This window comes from Pseudomonas sp. PDM26 (assembly GCF_019219185.1).
In the GTDB taxonomy this organism is placed as follows: domain Bacteria; phylum Pseudomonadota; class Gammaproteobacteria; order Pseudomonadales; family Pseudomonadaceae; genus Aquipseudomonas.
Map to the genome: position 1 here is coordinate 183,182 of NZ_JAHUWC010000013.1, position 16,754 is coordinate 199,935.

General features: G+C 60.3%; 15 protein-coding genes. 7 read left to right on the forward strand and 8 right to left on the reverse strand.

Going from position 1 to position 16,754, the window contains the following annotated elements; all coding sequences use genetic code 11:
• Window positions 1–82: 82 nt before the first annotated feature.
• The 6 genes from KW849_RS23985 to KW849_RS24010 form a co-directional block, all read right to left on the reverse strand.
• Window positions 83–1,183, reverse strand: coding sequence for a polyamine ABC transporter substrate-binding protein (locus KW849_RS23985; RefSeq protein ID WP_218431543.1), 1,101 nt, complete (start codon window positions 1,181–1,183; stop codon window positions 83–85).
• 12 nt (window positions 1,184–1,195) lie between these two features.
• On the reverse strand, window positions 1,196–2,227 hold the full coding sequence (locus KW849_RS23990) for a histone deacetylase family protein (RefSeq protein WP_218431544.1): 1,032 nt from the start codon (window positions 2,225–2,227) through the stop codon (window positions 1,196–1,198).
• 231 nt (window positions 2,228–2,458) lie between these two features.
• A complete protein-coding gene (locus KW849_RS23995; protein WP_218431545.1) occupies window positions 2,459–3,466 on the reverse strand; it encodes an AraC family transcriptional regulator in 1,008 nt (335 codons plus the stop codon).
• Window positions 3,467–3,628: 162 nt separating this feature from the next.
• Complete coding sequence (locus tag KW849_RS24000; protein ID WP_218431546.1) at window positions 3,629–4,633, reverse strand: asparaginase; 1,005 nt, start codon at window positions 4,631–4,633, stop codon at window positions 3,629–3,631.
• 107 nt (window positions 4,634–4,740) lie between these two features.
• Window positions 4,741–6,192, reverse strand: a complete 1,452-nt coding sequence (locus KW849_RS24005) for a sodium:alanine symporter family protein (RefSeq protein ID WP_218431547.1) — start codon at window positions 6,190–6,192, stop codon at window positions 4,741–4,743.
• A 491-nt stretch (window positions 6,193–6,683) separates the two neighbouring features.
• A complete protein-coding gene (locus KW849_RS24010; RefSeq protein ID WP_218431548.1) occupies window positions 6,684–8,108 on the reverse strand; it encodes an aspartate ammonia-lyase in 1,425 nt (474 codons plus the stop codon).
• Window positions 8,109–8,288: 180 nt separating this feature from the next.
• Here KW849_RS24010 and KW849_RS24015 point away from each other — a divergent pair, with 180 nt between their 5' ends.
• The 5 genes from KW849_RS24015 to KW849_RS24035 all read left to right on the forward strand — a co-directional run bounded on the left by KW849_RS24015 (window position 8,289) and on the right by KW849_RS24035 (window position 12,068).
• Window positions 8,289–9,206 carry a LysR substrate-binding domain-containing protein gene (locus KW849_RS24015; RefSeq protein WP_218431549.1) on the forward strand — a complete coding sequence of 306 codons (918 nt, stop codon included), beginning with the start codon at window positions 8,289–8,291 and terminating at the stop codon, window positions 9,204–9,206.
• A 300-nt stretch (window positions 9,207–9,506) separates the two neighbouring features.
• Window positions 9,507–9,998, forward strand: coding sequence for a 5-(carboxyamino)imidazole ribonucleotide mutase (gene purE / locus KW849_RS24020; protein ID WP_007971731.1), 492 nt, complete (start codon window positions 9,507–9,509; stop codon window positions 9,996–9,998).
• Between the two features lie 11 nt (window positions 9,999–10,009).
• Complete coding sequence (locus tag KW849_RS24025; RefSeq protein ID WP_218431550.1) at window positions 10,010–11,092, forward strand: 5-(carboxyamino)imidazole ribonucleotide synthase; 1,083 nt, start codon at window positions 10,010–10,012, stop codon at window positions 11,090–11,092.
• A gap of 106 nt (window positions 11,093–11,198) precedes the next feature.
• Window positions 11,199–11,444: a GlsB/YeaQ/YmgE family stress response membrane protein gene (locus tag KW849_RS24030; RefSeq protein ID WP_008018299.1), complete on the forward strand. Its 246-nt coding sequence runs from the start codon at window positions 11,199–11,201 to the stop codon at window positions 11,442–11,444.
• 87 nt (window positions 11,445–11,531) lie between these two features.
• Complete coding sequence (locus KW849_RS24035) at window positions 11,532–12,068, forward strand: DUF3299 domain-containing protein (protein ID WP_218431551.1); 537 nt, start codon at window positions 11,532–11,534, stop codon at window positions 12,066–12,068.
• 132 nt (window positions 12,069–12,200) lie between these two features.
• On the opposite strand, the gene KW849_RS24040 is transcribed toward KW849_RS24035, so the two are convergent.
• Both KW849_RS24040 and KW849_RS24045 read right to left on the reverse strand, forming a co-directional pair.
• Window positions 12,201–13,100 carry a D-hexose-6-phosphate mutarotase gene (locus tag KW849_RS24040; RefSeq protein WP_218431552.1) on the reverse strand — a complete coding sequence of 300 codons (900 nt, stop codon included), beginning with the start codon at window positions 13,098–13,100 and terminating at the stop codon, window positions 12,201–12,203.
• Window positions 13,101–13,157: 57 nt separating this feature from the next.
• Window positions 13,158–13,562: an acyl-CoA thioesterase gene (locus KW849_RS24045; protein ID WP_007942704.1), complete on the reverse strand. Its 405-nt coding sequence runs from the start codon at window positions 13,560–13,562 to the stop codon at window positions 13,158–13,160.
• 364 nt (window positions 13,563–13,926) lie between these two features.
• Between KW849_RS24045 and KW849_RS24050 the strand changes: the two genes are divergently transcribed.
• Both KW849_RS24050 and KW849_RS24055 read left to right on the forward strand, forming a co-directional pair.
• Window positions 13,927–15,225 carry an MFS transporter gene (locus KW849_RS24050; protein ID WP_218431553.1) on the forward strand — a complete coding sequence of 433 codons (1,299 nt, stop codon included), beginning with the start codon at window positions 13,927–13,929 and terminating at the stop codon, window positions 15,223–15,225.
• Between the two features lie 185 nt (window positions 15,226–15,410).
• The gene (locus KW849_RS24055) at window positions 15,411–16,412 is read left to right on the forward strand and encodes a phosphate ABC transporter substrate-binding protein PstS (RefSeq protein WP_108218861.1); all 1,002 of its coding nucleotides are present in this window, start codon (window positions 15,411–15,413) and stop codon (window positions 16,410–16,412) included.
• The last annotated feature ends 342 nt before the right edge of the window (window positions 16,413–16,754 follow it).

Consider the following 16,754-nt stretch of genomic DNA (forward strand, 5'->3'; position numbering starts at 1 on the left):
AGCGCGTCGGGTCGCTGATGTGCCGCCGTCACCAGGACCTGCGCGAGCGCAGGTCCTGGTGACGGCGGGAGCGAAGCGGGTATCAGGTGCCGGACTTGATCTTGGTCCAGGCCCGGGTCCGCGCACGTTCGGCATCGCGGGGCAGCGGTTGCAGGGTGTAGAGCGTGCTCATCGCCGTGTCGGTCGGGTACAGGTTCGGGTTGTTGCGGATCGCCGGGTCGACCATTTCCGTGGCGTCCTTGTTCGGGTTCGGGTAGCCGACGAAGTCACTGACCGGCGCGATCACCTGGGGTTGCAGCAGGTAGTTGACGAAGGTGTAAGCGTCGTCGGGGTTTTTCGCACCCTTCGGAATCGCCAGCATGTCGAACCAGATCGGCGCGCCTTCCTTCGGCAAACGCATGTCGACGACCACCCCGTTCCTGGCTTCTTTGGCGCGGTTGGCAGCTTGCGAGAAGCTGCCGGAGTATCCGACCGCAACGCAGATGTCACCATTGGCGATATCGGCCATGTACTTGGACGAGTGGAAGTAGGTGATGTACGGGCGGATCTTCATCAGCAGCGCTTCAGCCTTGTCATAGTCTGCAGGCTTCTTGCTGTTGGGGTCCAGACCGAGGTGTTGCAGGGCCAGCGGCAGGATTTCAGACGGCGAGTCGAGCAGGGCGACACCGCACTGCTTGAGCTTGCTGATGTTCTCTTCCTTGAAGATCAGATCCCAGCTGTCCACCGGCGCATTATCGCCAAGCACGGCCTTGATCTTGTCCGGGTTGAAGCCGATCAGGATGGTGCCGTACATGTACGGCACGGCGAACTTGTTGCCTGGGTCGTTGGCCTCGATCAGCTTCATCAGCTTGGGATCGAGGTGGTTCCAGTTCGGCAACTTGCTGCGGTCCAGCGGCTGGAACACCCCGGCTTCGATCTGCTTGGCGAGGAACACGTTGGACGGCACCACCACGTCATAGCCGGAGTTGCCGGTCAGCAGCTTGGCCTCCAGCGCTTCGTTGGTGTCGAAGATGTCGTAGACCAGTTTGGTCTGGGTGTTCTGCGTCTTGAAATCTTCCAGGGCCTTGGGCGTGATGTAGTCGAACCAGTTGTAGACGCGCAATGTTCGCTCTTCGGCGTGGGCGGCAACGCTGAGTACCGAGGCGCACAGCGTCGGCACGATAAAACGCTTAAGACTTTTCATTCCTCTACTTCCTCAACAAGCGCTTTCAAAACCTTCGAGAACGTTCACGGCATTGATGCCGATTTCTTCGACGGCATAACCACCTTCCATCACGAACAGCGTCGGTACGCCGAGGTTGGCGATGCGCTTGCCCATGGCCAGGTAATCCGGGCTGTCGAGCTTGAATTGCGAGATCGGATCGTCCTTGAAGGTATCGACGCCCAGGGACACGACGACGATGTCGGCGCCGTAGCTTTCGATCTCCTTGCAGGCCTGTTCCAGCGCAGCGCTCCAGGTGTCCCAGCCTGAACCGGCGGGCAACGGGTAGTTGAAGTTGAAACCTTCACCGGCGCCTTCGCCCAGTTCATCGTCATAACCGAGGAAGAACGGAAATTCGGCTTCCGGATGACCGTGAATCGATGTGAACAGCACGTCGCTGCGCTTGTAGAAAATCGACTGGGTGCCGTTGCCATGGTGGTAATCGACGTCGAGGATCGCGACCTTCTTGTGGCCCTGATCGAGGAAGGCCTGAGTGGCGATGGCGGCGTTGTTGAGGTAGCAATAACCACCCATCAAGTCGCCGGCGGCGTGGTGTCCAGGTGGACGGCACAGGGCGAAAGCAGAACGGGCGCCGCACTGGATTTCCGCTTGGGCGGTGAGCGCGACTTGCGCTGCGCTGTACGCCGCTTGCCAGGTGCCGGCGGTGATCGGGGCGCCGCCGTCGAAGCTGTAATAGCCGAGCTGGCCGTGCAGGCTGGTCGGTTTGACCTGGCGTAACGTGCGGGCCGGCCAGGTGTAGGGCAGCAGGTCACCGTCAGTGTTGAATTCGGTCCAGCGTGCCCAGGCGCCCTTGAAGAAATCAAGATAGTCGTGGCTGTGGATGCGCGCGATGGGCTCCAGGCCGAAATCCTTCGGTGCCTGGACGGGGCCCAGGTTCTGGTTTTTCACCCGTTGCAGCACGTGGTCGGCACGGGAAGGCATTTCGAAGCAGGGCTTGAGTTGGCCATCGATCAATTCACAACGGCCGTGGTGCAGGTGGTGATCATCCGAGTAGATCGTCAGCATTTCTTGTTCTCCGCAGGCTGGTTCGGTTGAACACAGTCTTGCGGTGCAGACGGTTTTGGAGAATGGCAGGAAAGGCCAAAAGGGGATCAATGTGGCCAAAACATTTGACCGAAATTCGCCCCTGAATGGCGCGGAGCATGGACCTGTAGGAGCTGGCTTGCCAGCGAAGGCGGTATTTCAGCCGATAGAGATGCGTCGGATGTGCTGGCCTCTTCGCTGGCAAGCCAGCTCCTACAAAGGCCTGTGTTGTGGCCGGAACTGACTCGGCGCCACACCGCTCCAGCGCACAAACGCATGCCGAAAACTCGCGGTTTCGCTGAAGCCCAGGGCCTCGGCGATCTGATAGATCGGCAACTGATCCTCGCACAGCATTTGCTTGGCCTGCTCGAAGCGCAGTTCGTCGAGCAGTTCCTGATAGCTGCAACCCATGTCCTTGAGATGCCGGCGCAAGGTCCGCGCCGAACAGTTCATTTGCTCGGCCAGCCCCTCCAACCCCGGCGCCGCATTCAATTGCGCGCTGAGCAATTGGCGGATGCGTCCCAGCCAGGCCTGGCGTCCGGTGAACTCGATGTTCTGTTTTCGGCAGCGTTCGGCCATGGCCTGGTGGGTGATGATATCGGCCAGCGGCAGTGGCTGGTCGAGCCAGCGCTTGTCGAAGGCAAAGGCATTGTTGCGGGCGCCGAAGTGCACCGGGCAATTGAAGTGTTCGGCGTAGGTCGCTTCGTAGTCGGGGGCGGCGTGTTCAAAGCGGGCGCCGAGCAAGGGCAGGGGATGGCCGAGCAGGTCGTCGCAGGTGACTTTCAGCGACACCAGGCAGAACTCGGCGTTGAACACCGCCATGGCCGGGCTCTCGCGGTAATCGGCGGCGGCGAACCAGATGCGCTCGCCATCGTCTTCAAGGCTCAACTCGAAAAGTGTTCCCAGCAGCGCCGGATAGCGCATCGCCAGACGCAAAGCGTCACCGAAGGTGGCACAGGTGAGCAGGGCGTAACCGAGCATGCCGTAGCAGGAAACGTGCATCCGCCGGCCCAGTTCCAGGCCGATGTCACGTTTGAGGGCAACGGCGTTGGCACAGACCTGCATTTCCTGATTGGTGGTGATGCACGTGTCGGCACGGTTCAGATCCGCCGCACTGATGCCGCTGCCGGCCAGCAGCGCTTCGCTGGACAAGCCTTGTGCCTTGAAGGCATCGAGTACCAGGGAGACCGCGTTGAGTGTGGTGAGGTGGGAGTGGAGCATGAGGACTTCCAGCCTTGGGATAGCTGGAGCGCAGCAAGTTGTATGCCGGGTGATGTCCCCTGTGGGAGCGAGCCTGCTCGCGATAGCGGTCTACCATTCACATTGATGTGACTGATCCACCGTCATCGCGAGCAAGCTCGCTCCTACAAGGGTGGTGTGGTGTCAGCTCAGTTCGCCGCAGAGGTCGAGCTCTACAAGTTGACGGACTTCTTGCGGATCAAGCCCCGCACCGAGCAACCCGTGCAACTTGCCGAACGCCGCTTCACGGGTCATGCCGCCACCGGACAACACGCCCACACCGCGCAAGCGACTGCCGGCTTCATAGACGTCCAGTACAACCCCACCTTCATGGCACTGCGTCACCGCGACCACGACCACGCCGTTGTCCCGCGCGCGGCCAAGGCTGGCGAGAAACTCGGGGTTGTCGCTCGGGCCGGTGCCGCTGCCGTAGCACTCCAGCACCAGGCCTTGAATGCCACTGTCGAGCAAACCATCCAGCACCTCGGCGCTGATGCCGGGGAACAGCGGCAGCACCGCGACGTTCGCCAATTGTTTGGGTTGGTTGTAATTCAGCTGTGCTGGTAAAGAAGGCGCCTTTACGCCACCGCCCTGACGCTCCAGTCGTTTGAACGGATGCCGGCCAAAACTGCGGACTTTCGCGCAGCGGGTCGGGTCCAGCAGTTCGCCATGGAAGTACAGATGTACGCCCGGCGCGATGCCCTGGCCCAGTGCAACCAGCGCACCGCCGAGGTTTTCCCAGGCGTCGCTGTCGGTGACGCCGGCCGGCAGCATGGAGCCGGTGAAGCACACGCGGGCATGCAGGCCGAGCAACTGGAAGCTCATGGCGGCGGCGCTGTAGGCCAGGGTGTCGGTGCCGTGCAGGATCAGCACGCTGTCGCAGCCCTGAACATCCACCGCGTCGACCACCGCTTCGCGCAGTTGTTGCCAATACGCCGGGGTCATGTTGGCGCTGTCGATCAGCGGCGACATTTCGCGAAAGCGCCATTGCGGCACCACCAGCTCAGGCTGGCTGTGCAGATACTCACGCATCCGCGCTTCGAAACCGGACGCCGGGGCCAGGCCATGGGCGCTGGCCTGCATGCCGATGGTGCCACCGGTGTAGAGCACCATGACGTGCTGGGCGGCAGGGTAGGTCGAGGAATTCATGGAAGTTCTCCGAAACAATGACTGCCATTGTGGGAGCAAGCCCGCTCCCACAATGGATTTGCGCACTCTAGCTGACGGACGCAAGGGATGCGCCCGCTTTTTACCGATCAGCGTTGCGCTGCAGGCACACCTTGCGACTCAACTTCAGTCTTGCCGACAGCGGCTGGCGGATTGGCCGGCCACGCCTGGAGGTCCAGATCCAGGTCCGGGAACTTGGCAGAGTCGAACACCGGGGTCTTGATGCCAGCGGCGCGCTGGTCATCGTAGTCACGCAGGATGCGCATGCCGACCTTGAACAGCAGGAACAGCGCGATCAGGTTGACGAACGCGAGCATGGTCATGGTGATGTCGGCGAAGGCAAATACGGTGCCGAGGTTTTCGATGGCGCCCCAGAAAATCAGCACCAGTACCAGCGCGCGATAGCCGATCAGTGCCTTGCGGTTTTCACCGATCAAAAAGCGCAGGTTGCTCTCGCCCAGGTAGTAGTTGTAGAGGATCGAGGTGAACACGAACAACGCCAGGGCCACGGAGATGAACATCCGGCCCCAGTCACCGACCACGGCGGCCAGCGAGTTCTGGGTCAGGGCAATGCCGTCGCCTTCGAAGCCCGGGGTGTAGAATCCGGAAAGCAGGATCAGCAGTGCGGTGCAGGTACAGATCACGAAGGTGTCGAGGAACACGCTGAACGCCTGGACCACGCCTTGTGCCACCGGGTGCTCGACCGCCGCAACTGCCGCCACGTTCGGCGCACTGCCCAGGCCGGCCTCGTTGGCGAACACGCCACGCTTCACGCCCATGACAATGGCGCTGCCGATCAGGCCACCGAAGGCCTGGTCCAGACCGAAGGCGCTCTTGACGATGGTCATCAGCATGCCCGGCACATGGTCGAACTGCAGCACGATCACGTAGAGGGTCACGCCGATGTACACCAGGGTTTTCACCGGCACCAACAGGTCGGCGACCTTGGCGATGCGCTTGATCCCGCCGATGAACACCAGGCCCAGCAACACGGCCAGACCGATGCCGGTGTAAGTGGTGTCGAGGCCGAACGCATTGTTCAAAGAGTGCGTCACAGCGTGGGCTTGCAGGCCGTTGAAGGCGAAGCCGAACGTCACCAGTAACAGGAACGCCATCAACATGCCCAACCAGCGTTTTTGCAGACCGTGCTGGATGTAATAGGACGGACCGCCACGGAACTGGCCTTCGGAATCGCAGCGCTTGTAGAGCTGGCCGAGGGAACATTCGAAGAAGCTACTGGACATGCCGACCAGCGCGGTCACCCACATCCAGAACACGGCACCGGGGCCACCGAGGGTCACGGCAATGCCGACGCCGGCGATGTTGCCCGCACCGACGCGGCCGGCAAGGCTGAGCATCAGGGCCTGGAACGAACTGAGTTGCCCGGCGCTGCTTTTGAGGCTGTCGCGGAACACCGCGAACATGTGGAAGAAATGACGCAGTTGAACGAAACGCGAGCGGATCGTGAAGTAGCTACCGAGCCCGACAATGAGCACGATCAGTACTTTCCCTGAGAGGAAGTCGTTAATGACTTCGAGCATGGATTATTCCTCGCTGTTTTTTGTGTAGGCAAATGCTGGCCGGGTAAACACATCGAGTTACACCCGCTGGCGCACGGCACAACAGGCGGGTCAACGTTCGTCCCGGTTTCATATCGCGGGTTTGTTATTAGTTCGGGTTTCGCATGGGTTGAGGCCTCGCTACCGACGACCGCTCACACGAAGAGGGGCGGCACTATACCGATGACGGTGCCGTCCGTCTGCACGGTTGTGGTACGTGTGGTGAAACGAAGCCTTTGAAACACCTGACTTTAAGGCGCCGGGCTCCTGTAGGAGCGAGCTCGCTCGCGAAAAACTCAAGGGCGCCGCTGGTCATCAGGTTCACGCGTTATCGTTAAATATCTTTCGCGAGCAAGCTCGCTCCTACAAAACAGTTAAAAAAAAGGGCCTGGAGATTGATCTCCAGGCCCTCAAAAGGTGAGAGGTGTCTAGTCCCTCGACCTGGTGAGCGGTGCTACAAATAACGCGTCGGGTTATGCCTTCAGAGGCACCAGACGCGGAGCAATCATGTTTTCCGGGCGCAGGATGTCGGCGAGCATGGCTTCGTCGAGCAGACCTTCTTCACGCACCAGTTCCAGCACGCCGCGGCCGCTTTCAAGGGCGAGGCCGGCGATGCGGGTGGCATTTTTGTAGCCGATGTACGGGTTCAGCGCGGTGACCAGGCCGATCGAGTGCTCGACCAGTTCACGGCAGCGTGCTTCGTTGGCGGTGATGCCAACGATGCAGTGCTCGCGCAGCATGTCCATGGCGCGTTGCAACAGGCGGATCGAGTCGAAGATCTTGAAGGCGATCAACGGCTCCATCACGTTCAGTTGCAGCTGGCCGCCTTCGGCCGCGATGGTCAGGGCCAGGTCGTTACCGATGATCTGGAACGCCACCTGGTTGACCGCTTCCGGAATAACCGGGTTGACCTTGCCTGGCATGATCGAACTGCCTGGCTGACGTGCCGGCAGGTTGATCTCGTTGATGCCGGTACGTGGGCCGCTGGACAGCAGGCGCAGGTCGTTGCAAATCTTCGACAGCTTGACCGCGGTACGCTTGAGCATGCCGGAGAACAGCACGAAGGCGCCCATGTCGGAAGTGGCTTCGATCAGGTCGGCGGCCGGTACCAGCGGTTGACCGCTGATCACTGCCAGACGCTGAACAGCCAGAGCCTGATAACGCGGGTCGGCGTTGATGCCGGTACCGATCGCGGTGCCGCCCAGGTTCACTTCAGTCAGCAGTTCCGGAGCCAGCGTCTTCAGACGGGCCAGGTCTTCGCCCATAGTGGTGGCGAACGCACGGAATTCCTGACCCAGGGTCATCGGCACGGCGTCTTGCAGTTGGGTACGACCCATTTTCAGGACGTGGTTGAATTCTTCACCCTTGGCCGCGAACGCCTGAATCAGGCTGTCGAGGCTGGCGAGCAGAGCATCGTGACCGAGCAACAGACCCAGGCGGATCGCCGTCGGGTACGCGTCGTTGGTCGACTGCGCCATGTTTACGTCATCGTTCGGGTGCAGGTACTGGTATTCGCCTTTCTGGTGACCCATGGCCTCCAGTGCGATGTTGGCGATGACTTCGTTGGCATTCATGTTGGTCGAAGTGCCAGCGCCGCCTTGAATCATGTCCACCACGAACTCTTCGTGGAAGTCGCCGCGAATCAAACGTGCACAGGCTTCGCTGATGGCAGCGTGCTTGGCTTCGCTCAGGTGACCCAGTTCACGGTTGGCGTCAGCAGCGGCCTGTTTGACCATGGCCAGGCCGACAACCAGTTTCGGGTAGTGCGAAATCGGAACGCCCGAGAGGCGGAAGTTATTCACCGCTCGCAGGGTCTGGATACCGTAATACGCTTGAGCGGGTACTTCGAGAGCGCCAAGCAGGTCATTTTCTGTGCGGAATGATGCAGCGGAGGACATGATAGAAATCATCTCAATATGGACCCGGTCTGTGCCGGAACGCTGTGAATGCTAGGCTTGTGCAGAATTTTGGGCCAATGCTGTTAAACACTAGCCTATGCACATTCGGCATAATGCCCGTGTGACGCCGTGTTGACGGCAGGCGTATGACCTAAATTGGTGCATCTCCGGGAGGGCGTGATGAATCTGGAAAGCAAATGGCTGGAGGACTTTAGTGCCCTGGCCGCCACCCGCAGTTTCTCCCAGGCAGCCGAGCGGCGTTTCGTGACGCAACCGGCATTCAGTCGGCGAATCCGTAGCCTTGAGGCCGCGCTCGGTCTGACTCTGGTCAACCGTTCCCGAACGCCGGTGGAACTGACGGCAGCAGGGCAATTGTTTCTGGTTACCGCACGCACCGTGGTCGAGCAACTGGGCGAAGTGCTGCGCCATCTGCACCACCTGGAAGGCGGGCAGGGCGAAGTGATGCAGGTCGCGGCGGCGCATTCCCTGGCGCTTGGTTTCTTTCCGCGCTGGATCGCGCAGTTGCGCAACGAAGGCTTGAACATCGCCACGCGGCTGGTGGCAACCAACGTCGGTGATGCCGTGCATGCGTTGCGCGAAGGCGGTTGCGATCTGATGCTGGCGTTCTACGACCCGGACGCCGCGATGCAGATGGACCCGGAAATCTTCCCCTCGCTGCACCTTGGCCACACCGAGATGCTGCCGGTGTGTGCCGCCGACGCCAATGGCAAACCGCTGTTCGATCTGGAAGGCGAAAGCAGCGTGCCGTTGCTGGCGTACAGCGCCGGGGCCTTTCTCGGGCGTTCGGTGAACTTGCTGCTGCGTCAACGAGCGCTGCGCTTCACCACGATCTACGAAACCGCCATGGCCGACAGCCTGAAAAGCATGGCCCTGGAGGGCCTGGGCATCGCCTGGGTGCCGCAACTGAGTGTGCGGGCCGAACTGGCGCGCGGTGAACTGGTGGTCTGCGGCGGCCCGCAGTGGCATGTGCCGCTGGAGATTCGTCTGTACCGCTGTGCGCTGGTGCGCAAGGCCAACGTGCGATTGTTGTGGCGCAAACTCGAGGGTGGGGCCGCACAAACTCCGACTGGACTGTAGGAGCCGGCTTGCTGGCGAACCAGACAACCCGGTTTGTCAGGTATGCCAGCTTTCGCTGGCAAGCCAGCTCCTACGATGAAATGCGCGGTGTTTTCATTGACCTTCGAGTCAATAAAACCGGTACTTTGCGCCGCATGACAGATGGTCGCCACAGGGGCTGTTTATCTGCTTCATTGAGGTATACTGCGCGGCCTTCGGCCGGTTACGACCGGCCATAATTCGTACAATCAAGCCACGCATTCTGCGTGGCTTGTTGTTTTTTGATGCGCCTGCGGGCGCCCAGAGAGAAGAGGCACGACGATGAGTGCACTGGTTGGCGTGATCATGGGCTCCAAGTCCGATTGGTCCACCCTTAGCCACACCGCCGATATGCTGGAAAAGCTCGGCATCCCCTACGAGGTGAAAGTGGTTTCTGCCCACCGCACCCCGGACCTGCTGTTTCAGTACGCCGAAGAGGCCGAAGCACGGGGCATCGAGGTGATCATCGCCGGTGCCGGTGGCGCGGCTCACTTGCCAGGCATGTGTGCGGCCAAGACCCACTTGCCGGTGCTGGGCGTACCCGTGCAGTCCGCCATGCTTTCGGGCGTTGATTCGCTGCTCTCCATTGTGCAGATGCCAGCAGGCATTCCGGTTGCCACTCTGGCCATCGGCAAGGCGGGCGCGATCAACGCGGCGCTGTTGTCGGCGAGTATCCTGGGCGCCAAGCACCCGCAGTTCCACGCGGTGCTGAAAACCTTCCGTGCTGAGCAGACAGACAGCGTCCTGGAAAATCCAGACCCACGCATCGCCTGAGGTTGTTGACGATGAAGATCGGTGTAATCGGTGGCGGCCAGTTGGGTCGCATGTTGGCGCTGGCGGGCACTCCGCTGGGCATGAACTTCGCTTTCCTGGACCCGGCGCCGGATGCTTGTGCAGCCGCGTTGGGCGAACACCTGCGGGCCGATTACGGCGATCAGGATCACCTGCGTCAGCTGGCCGATGAAGTCGATCTGGTGACCTTCGAGTTCGAAAGCGTTCCGGCCGAGACCGTGGCTTTCCTGTCGCAATTCGTCCCGGTCTATCCGAGCGCGGAAGCGCTGCGCATCGCCCGCGATCGCTGGTTCGAGAAGAGCATGTTCAAGGACCTGGAGATTCCTACCCCGGCGTTCGCCGACATTCAGTCCCAGGCTGATCTGGACGCTGCCGTGGCTTCCATCGGTCTGCCGGCGGTGCTGAAGACCCGTACTCTGGGTTATGACGGCAAGGGTCAGAAAGTCCTGCGCACGCCAGAAGATGTGGTTGGCACCTTCGCCGAACTGGGCAGCGTGGGCTGCCTGTTGGAAGGTTTCGTGCCGTTCACCGGTGAAGTCTCGCTGATCGCCGTGCGCGCCCGCGATGGTGAAACCCGCTTCTATCCGCTGGTACACAACACCCACGAAAGCGGCATCCTCAAGTTGTCCGTGGCCAGCACCGATCACCCGCTGCAAGCCTTGGCCGAAGACTACTCCAGCCGTGTGCTCAAGCAGCTGGAATACGTCGGCGTGATGGCGTTCGAGTTCTTCGAAGTCGATGGTGGCCTCAAGGCCAACGAAATCGCCCCGCGCGTGCACAACTCCGGGCACTGGACCACCGAGGGCGCTGAGTGCAGCCAGTTCGAAAACCATCTGCGGGCCGTCGCCGGTCTGCCATTGGGTTCGACGGCCAAAGTCGGCGAAAGCGCGATGCTCAACTTCATCGGCAAAGTGCCGGACACCGAGAAGGTCTTGGCTATCGCCGATTGCCATCTGCATCACTATGGCAAGGCCTTCAAGGTCGGCCGCAAGGTCGGTCACGCCAACCTGCGTTGTGCGGATCGCGAAACGCTGACCGCGCAGATCCTCAAGGTCGAAGCGCTGATCGCCGAATAGTTTCATGTGGCAGCGGCGGAACCATTCAGGGACCGCCGTTCTCTCATGGCAGGATGCTGAAGTCTGTCTAGGCTTTGACATAACCAACCAATCAGAGGGAAATGCCATGGGAATCATCGGAACCATCTTTATCGGCTTGATTGTCGGCCTGCTGGCGCGGTTCCTGAAACCGGGCGATGACAGCATGGGCTGGATCATGACCATCCTGCTCGGTATCGGCGGTTCGCTGGCGGCCACTTACGGCGGTCAAGCCCTGGGCATCTATCAGGCTGGCCAAGGTGCAGGCTTTATCGGTGCGTTGGTTGGCGCGGTCATCCTGCTGGTGATCTACGGCCTGGTCAAAAAGAACTGAGCCAAGCGACAAAGTCCTCTCGGCGGCACAAGCCGGGAGGGCTAGAATGCTCGGTGTTTCCTGTTCTTCCCTTTGGCGAGCACCTTCATGCGCTGTCTTTTGTTGACTCTTGTTTTACTGGGTTCGGGCCTTGCCCATGCCGGCGAACTGCCGGAAACCGACTGGCTTGAATTGATGCCCAAGTCGGACCAGAAGGCCCTCGAGGCCATGCCTGAAATCGACCACAACTCCCCTGAAGCCAATGGCACTTTCACCGACAAAGGTGGGATGAAGCAGGCCAAAGGCTTGCCGGCGGTGATGTACTCGACCAAGACCGTTGCGTCGATGAGCGACAAGAACATCCGCATCGGTGGTTATCCGGTGCCGCTGGAGTCCGATGCCAAGGGCCGCAGTACGCTGTTCTTCCTGGTGCCGTACCCGGGCGCGTGCATCCATGTGCCACCTCCGCCGCCCAACCAGCTGGTGCTGGTGCGCTATCCAAAGGGCCTGAAGCTGAACGATATCTACACGCCGCTGTGGGTCACCGGCACGCTGAAAGTCGAGAAGGTCAGCAATGACCTGGCCGATGCGGCGTATGCGCTGGATGCGCAGAAGGTGCGGGTGGTGGAAGAGTCGGATCTGTAACGGCAACACCAAACCCCTGTAGGAGCGAGCTTGCTCGCGATGGAGGCTAACGATAACGCGTGTTATCTGGATACGCGTTGTCCTCACGTTTTTCGCGAGCAAGCTCGCTCCTACAGGGGGTTATGGCGCTGATTAGAGCGGCTGGCTACCGACGCTCACGCCAAGCGTATGGCTGGCACCCGGCGCCAGGTTCACCACATCGCCCATCACGTTCGCCGTCTCGATGCACAGCATGCGCTGCCAGCCGTCGTCGGCCATGTCGCTGAACGCGGCGGCGCGGTCGATCCACGGGTTCCAGATCACCGTCGTGCGAGAGCCGGTGCTGGTCAGTACGATGCGTCGCTCCCAGGCAGGATCGACGATGCTCAACTGCGGCGGGGTGTCGAGGTAGATGCGATCGGTCTCGCCGGTAAAACGCAGATCACCGGTCTGGGGGACGATTTTCCAGTTGTCCAGGGTTTCGATGTAGTTGAGGCCATCCAGGCCTTCGACATGCACGTCGCGCACATCACTGACGGCAAAGTAACTGTGCAGAGCCTGGCTGATGCTGACGGTTTCGGCGCCTCGGTTGTGGCTGGTCAGCTGGATGTGCAATTGCTCGTCGAGGCGAATGCTCAGCGTCAAATCCACTTGGTGCGGCCAGCCGGGAAAGCCGCCTTCGGGGTAGGGCAAGAGGAATTCGACCTTCAGGCTTTCGCCTTCGGCTTCTATGCCGCCCAGCTCCCAATCCATCGCTCGCACGAAGCCGTGAGCCGACGGCGCTTCATTGCTGATGCGCATCGCCTGCACGCTTTGCGGGTTGCGCGCAAAGTTGCCGAACCACGGCCAGCACACCGGCACGCCGGCACGGATGCTCTTGCCGGTCTTGAACACGGCCTCGTCGTTGAGCCAGATCAGCGGCGGCTGGCCAGCCAATTGATAGCTGAGGATGTGCGCGCCTTGCTGGGCCACCAGTAATTCGGCCTGACCGTGGCGGATGCGCCAGCAGTTCAGTTCATTCAGTTTTACGGCTTCAACATTGGGCGTGCTCATGGGACAGCTCTCGATCAGTAACGTGGACGACTATCGACCGCAAAACGGCTGCCAGGTTTAGCGAGCCCGAGGCGGGACCGAACGGGTGCGACCGCTGCCGTCGATGGCAACGAACACAAACACCGCTTCGGTTACTTTACGCCACTCGCTGGACAGCGGATCGTCGCTCCAGACCTCGACCATCATCTTGATCGAGCTGCGACCGATTTCCAGGGCCTGGGTATAAAAGGAGAGCTGCGCGCCCACCGCCACCGGAACCAGAAAGGCCATGCGGTCGATCGCGACGGTGGCAACGCGTCCGCCAGCGACCTTGCTGGCCATAGCGGTGCCCGCCAAATCCATCTGCGCCACCAGCCAGCCGCCGAAAATATCGCCGAAGCCGTTGGTTTCGCGAGGAAGCGCGGTGATTTGCAGGGCCAGGTCGCCTTGCGGGATCGGATCTTCTTGTTCGAGCTCTATCATTCCGGGGGTGCCTCTGACCCGTGACTCTTCGTTGGTATTGCTGGTGGTAGCCGTCTTCGGGAAAAACGATTCAGCACCGAACATACTACGTTCGTCACGTTTTCCATAAGGCGCCTAAAGGGAAACTCTGCGAAATCGCCTATGAACCTGACAGGCGTTTTCGCACAGCAACCCCTAAAAAACCGGAGCAAGACTGCGAGTATATCGGTCGGTAGACTCCGCGACGACCATCCGGTTCTCATTTTGACCGTCAAAAACGCACCTCTATGTGCTTTTTCGATCAATTTGTTATCGTGCCGGACCTGCCCAAACCTCCGCCAGCGTTGTTGAGGTTGCAGATCCGACTATAAGAGAAGCCCTTGCCATGACCACAGCGCCCTCGAGCATCGCGCAGCCAGACCAACCCGCACGCCCGCTGACCCGCAACGACTACAAGACTCTATCGCTGTCTGCCCTGGGCGGCGCGCTGGAGTTCTACGACTTCATCATCTTCGTGTTCTTCGCCACTGTGGTGGGCAAGCTGTTCTTCCCGGCGGACATGCCTGAGTGGCTACGCCTGATGCAGACCTTCGGCATCTTCGCCGCCGGCTACCTGGCGCGGCCGCTGGGCGGCATTGTGATGGCGCACTTCGGCGACCTGCTGGGCCGCAAGAAAATGTTCACCCTGAGCATTTTCATGATGGCCGTCCCGACCTTGATCATGGGTTTGCTGCCGACTTATGCGCAGATCGGCATGTGGGCACCGATCCTGTTGCTGTTGATGCGGGTGATCCAGGGAGCGGCCATTGGCGGTGAAGTGCCGGGGGCGTGGGTCTTCGTTTCCGAGCACGTTCCGCAACGGCATGTCGGCTACGCCTGCGGCACCCTGACCAGCGGTCTGACGGCCGGCATTTTGCTCGGCTCGCTGGTCGCCACGGCGATCAACAGCCTCTATACCCCTGTGGAAGTAGCGGATTACGCCTGGCGCATTCCGTTCCTGCTTGGCGGCGTGTTTGGTTTGTTCTCGGTGTACCTGCGTCGCTGGTTGCACGAAACCCCGGTGTTCGCCGAGCTGCAACTGCGCAAGGCCCTGGCCGAAGAGGTGCCGCTGCGGGCGGTGCTGCGTGACCATCGTGGTGCGATCGCCATTTCGATGTTGCTGACCTGGTTGTTGTCCGCCGCCATCGTGGTGCTGATTCTGATGACCCCGACTGTGTTGCAGACGGTCTATCACGTCTCGCCAACCACGTCCCTGCAGGCGAACAGCGTGGCGATCGTATTCCTGAGCTTTGGCTGCATCATTGCCGGCGCACTGGCCGATCGCTTCGGTGCGGGACGAGTCTTCGTGATTGGCTGTACCGCGTTGCTGGCCAGCTCCTGGACCTTCTACCACAGCCTGGCTGACCATCCCGACTGGCTGTTCCCAATGTATGCCCTGACCGGTCTGCTGGTCGGCACCATCGGCGCGGTGCCCTATGTGATGGTCAAGGCCTTCCCGCCCGTGGTGCGTTTCAGCGGGTTGTCATTCTCGTACAACGTCGCCTACGCGATTTTCGGTGGTCTGACGCCGATGATCGTCAGCCTGTTGCTCAAGGAAAGTGCGATGGGGCCCGCTTATTATGTGGCGGTGCTGTGCGGGGTCGGGATATTGGTGGGTGCCTGGTTGTGGAAGAAGGGTCGGTAATTATCGGCTGTCGCCGAAAGATCGCAGCCTGCGCAATTCCAACATCTACAGTTACAACTGAAAGGTCAGTCTCCTGATCGGGATAATGGCCTTTCATCCAATTGTCATATTTCAGCCATAGAGTGTTCACACGGCCTGCTGATACTTGGCCCCGAATAACACACCCTATCTGCTAGGAGTAAGGCATGAAACTGAAGCGTTTGATGGCGGCAATGACTTTTGTCGCTGCTGGCGTTGCGACTGCCAACGCGGTTGCCGCTGTTGACCCTGCTATCCCGAGCTACACCAAGACCACTGGTGTGTCGGGCAACCTGTCCAGCGTCGGCTCCGATACCCTGGCCAACCTCATGACCCTCTGGGCTGAGAACTACAAAAAAGAATACCCGAACGTAAACATCCAGATTCAGGCCGCTGGCTCCGCCACTGCGCCACCTGCGCTGACTGAAGGCACCTCCAACCTGGGCCCGATGAGCCGCAAGATGAAGGACACCGAACTGGCTGCCTTCGAGCAGAAGTACGGCTACAAGCCAACCGCTATCCCGGTTGCCGTGGACGCCCTGGCTGTATTCGTACACAAGGACAACCCGATCCAGCACCTGACCATGGAACAAGTTGATGCGATCTTCTCATCGACTCGTCTGTGCGGCGCTAAAGCCGACGTGAAAACCTGGGGCGACCTGGGCGTGACCGGCGACCTGGCCAACAAGCCGGTTCAACTGTTCGGTCGTAACTCGGTATCCGGCACCTACGGCTACTTCAAGGAAGAAGCCCTGTGCAAAGGCGACTACAAGCCTAACGTGAACGAGCAACCAGGTTCGGCTTCGGTCGTGCAGTCGATCAGCTCCTCGCTGAACGGCATCGGTTATTCGGGCATCGGCTACAAGACCGCTAGCGTGAAGACTGTGGCCCTGGCCAAGAAAGGTACCACCGAGTTCATCGAAGACACCGAAGAAAACGCCCTGAACGGCAAGTACCCGCTGTCCCGCTTCCTGTACGTGTATGTCAACAAAGCCCCGAACAAGCCTCTGGCCCCGCTGGAAGCCGAGTTCGTGAAACTGGTTCTGTCGAAACAGGGTCAGGAAGTTGTAGTGAAAGACGGTTACATCCCACTGCCGGCCAAAGTAGCTGCCAAAGCTCTGGCTGACCTGGGTCTGGCGGAAGGCGGCGCTGAAGTCGCAAAAAAGTAACAAATTGAGTCTAGAGTGACCCCTCTGGACTCACATGGGGGCGGCAGGAGCTGCCTCCATACACCTCTAATTCTCTATCCACTGCTGGTTACCGCCAGCGGCGGATTTGTTGCGTCACTGCATTGTCATCTTTCTGTCATACAGGATCGCTAGGGTGTGCGCATGAATGATCTGGCCAATTCCAACATGACTACTAATCCCCCCAAGCGAATTGACTTCAATACGCCTGAGCTACAACGCAAGCGCCGCATTCGCGCGCTCAAAGATCGCCTGACTCGCTGGTACGTCCTCGTTGGCGGCCTCGCTGTACTGGGTGCGATCACCTTGATCTTCTTCTTCCTT

Bases quoted from the DNA above. Each gene is read 5' to 3' on its own strand.
- KW849_RS23985 (WP_218431543.1), bottom strand. From the start codon at position 1,183: ATGAAAAGTCTTAAGCGTTTTATCGTGCCGACGCTGTGCGCCTCGGTA.
- KW849_RS23990 (WP_218431544.1), bottom strand. From the start codon at position 2,227: ATGCTGACGATCTACTCGGATGATCACCACCTGCACCACGGCCGTTGT.
- KW849_RS23995 (WP_218431545.1), bottom strand. From the start codon at position 3,466: ATGCTCCACTCCCACCTCACCACACTCAACGCGGTCTCCCTGGTACTC.
- KW849_RS24000 (WP_218431546.1), bottom strand. From the start codon at position 4,633: ATGAATTCCTCGACCTACCCTGCCGCCCAGCACGTCATGGTGCTCTAC.
- KW849_RS24005 (WP_218431547.1), bottom strand. From the start codon at position 6,192: ATGCTCGAAGTCATTAACGACTTCCTCTCAGGGAAAGTACTGATCGTG.
- KW849_RS24010 (WP_218431548.1), bottom strand. From the start codon at position 8,108: ATGTCCTCCGCTGCATCATTCCGCACAGAAAATGACCTGCTTGGCGCT.
- KW849_RS24015 (WP_218431549.1), top strand. From the start codon at position 8,289: ATGAATCTGGAAAGCAAATGGCTGGAGGACTTTAGTGCCCTGGCCGCC.
- purE (WP_007971731.1), top strand. From the start codon at position 9,507: ATGAGTGCACTGGTTGGCGTGATCATGGGCTCCAAGTCCGATTGGTCC.
- KW849_RS24025 (WP_218431550.1), top strand. From the start codon at position 10,010: ATGAAGATCGGTGTAATCGGTGGCGGCCAGTTGGGTCGCATGTTGGCG.
- KW849_RS24030 (WP_008018299.1), top strand. From the start codon at position 11,199: ATGGGAATCATCGGAACCATCTTTATCGGCTTGATTGTCGGCCTGCTG.
- KW849_RS24035 (WP_218431551.1), top strand. From the start codon at position 11,532: ATGCGCTGTCTTTTGTTGACTCTTGTTTTACTGGGTTCGGGCCTTGCC.
- KW849_RS24040 (WP_218431552.1), bottom strand. From the start codon at position 13,100: ATGAGCACGCCCAATGTTGAAGCCGTAAAACTGAATGAACTGAACTGC.
- KW849_RS24045 (WP_007942704.1), bottom strand. From the start codon at position 13,562: ATGATAGAGCTCGAACAAGAAGATCCGATCCCGCAAGGCGACCTGGCC.
- KW849_RS24050 (WP_218431553.1), top strand. From the start codon at position 13,927: ATGACCACAGCGCCCTCGAGCATCGCGCAGCCAGACCAACCCGCACGC.
- KW849_RS24055 (WP_108218861.1), top strand. From the start codon at position 15,411: ATGAAACTGAAGCGTTTGATGGCGGCAATGACTTTTGTCGCTGCTGGC.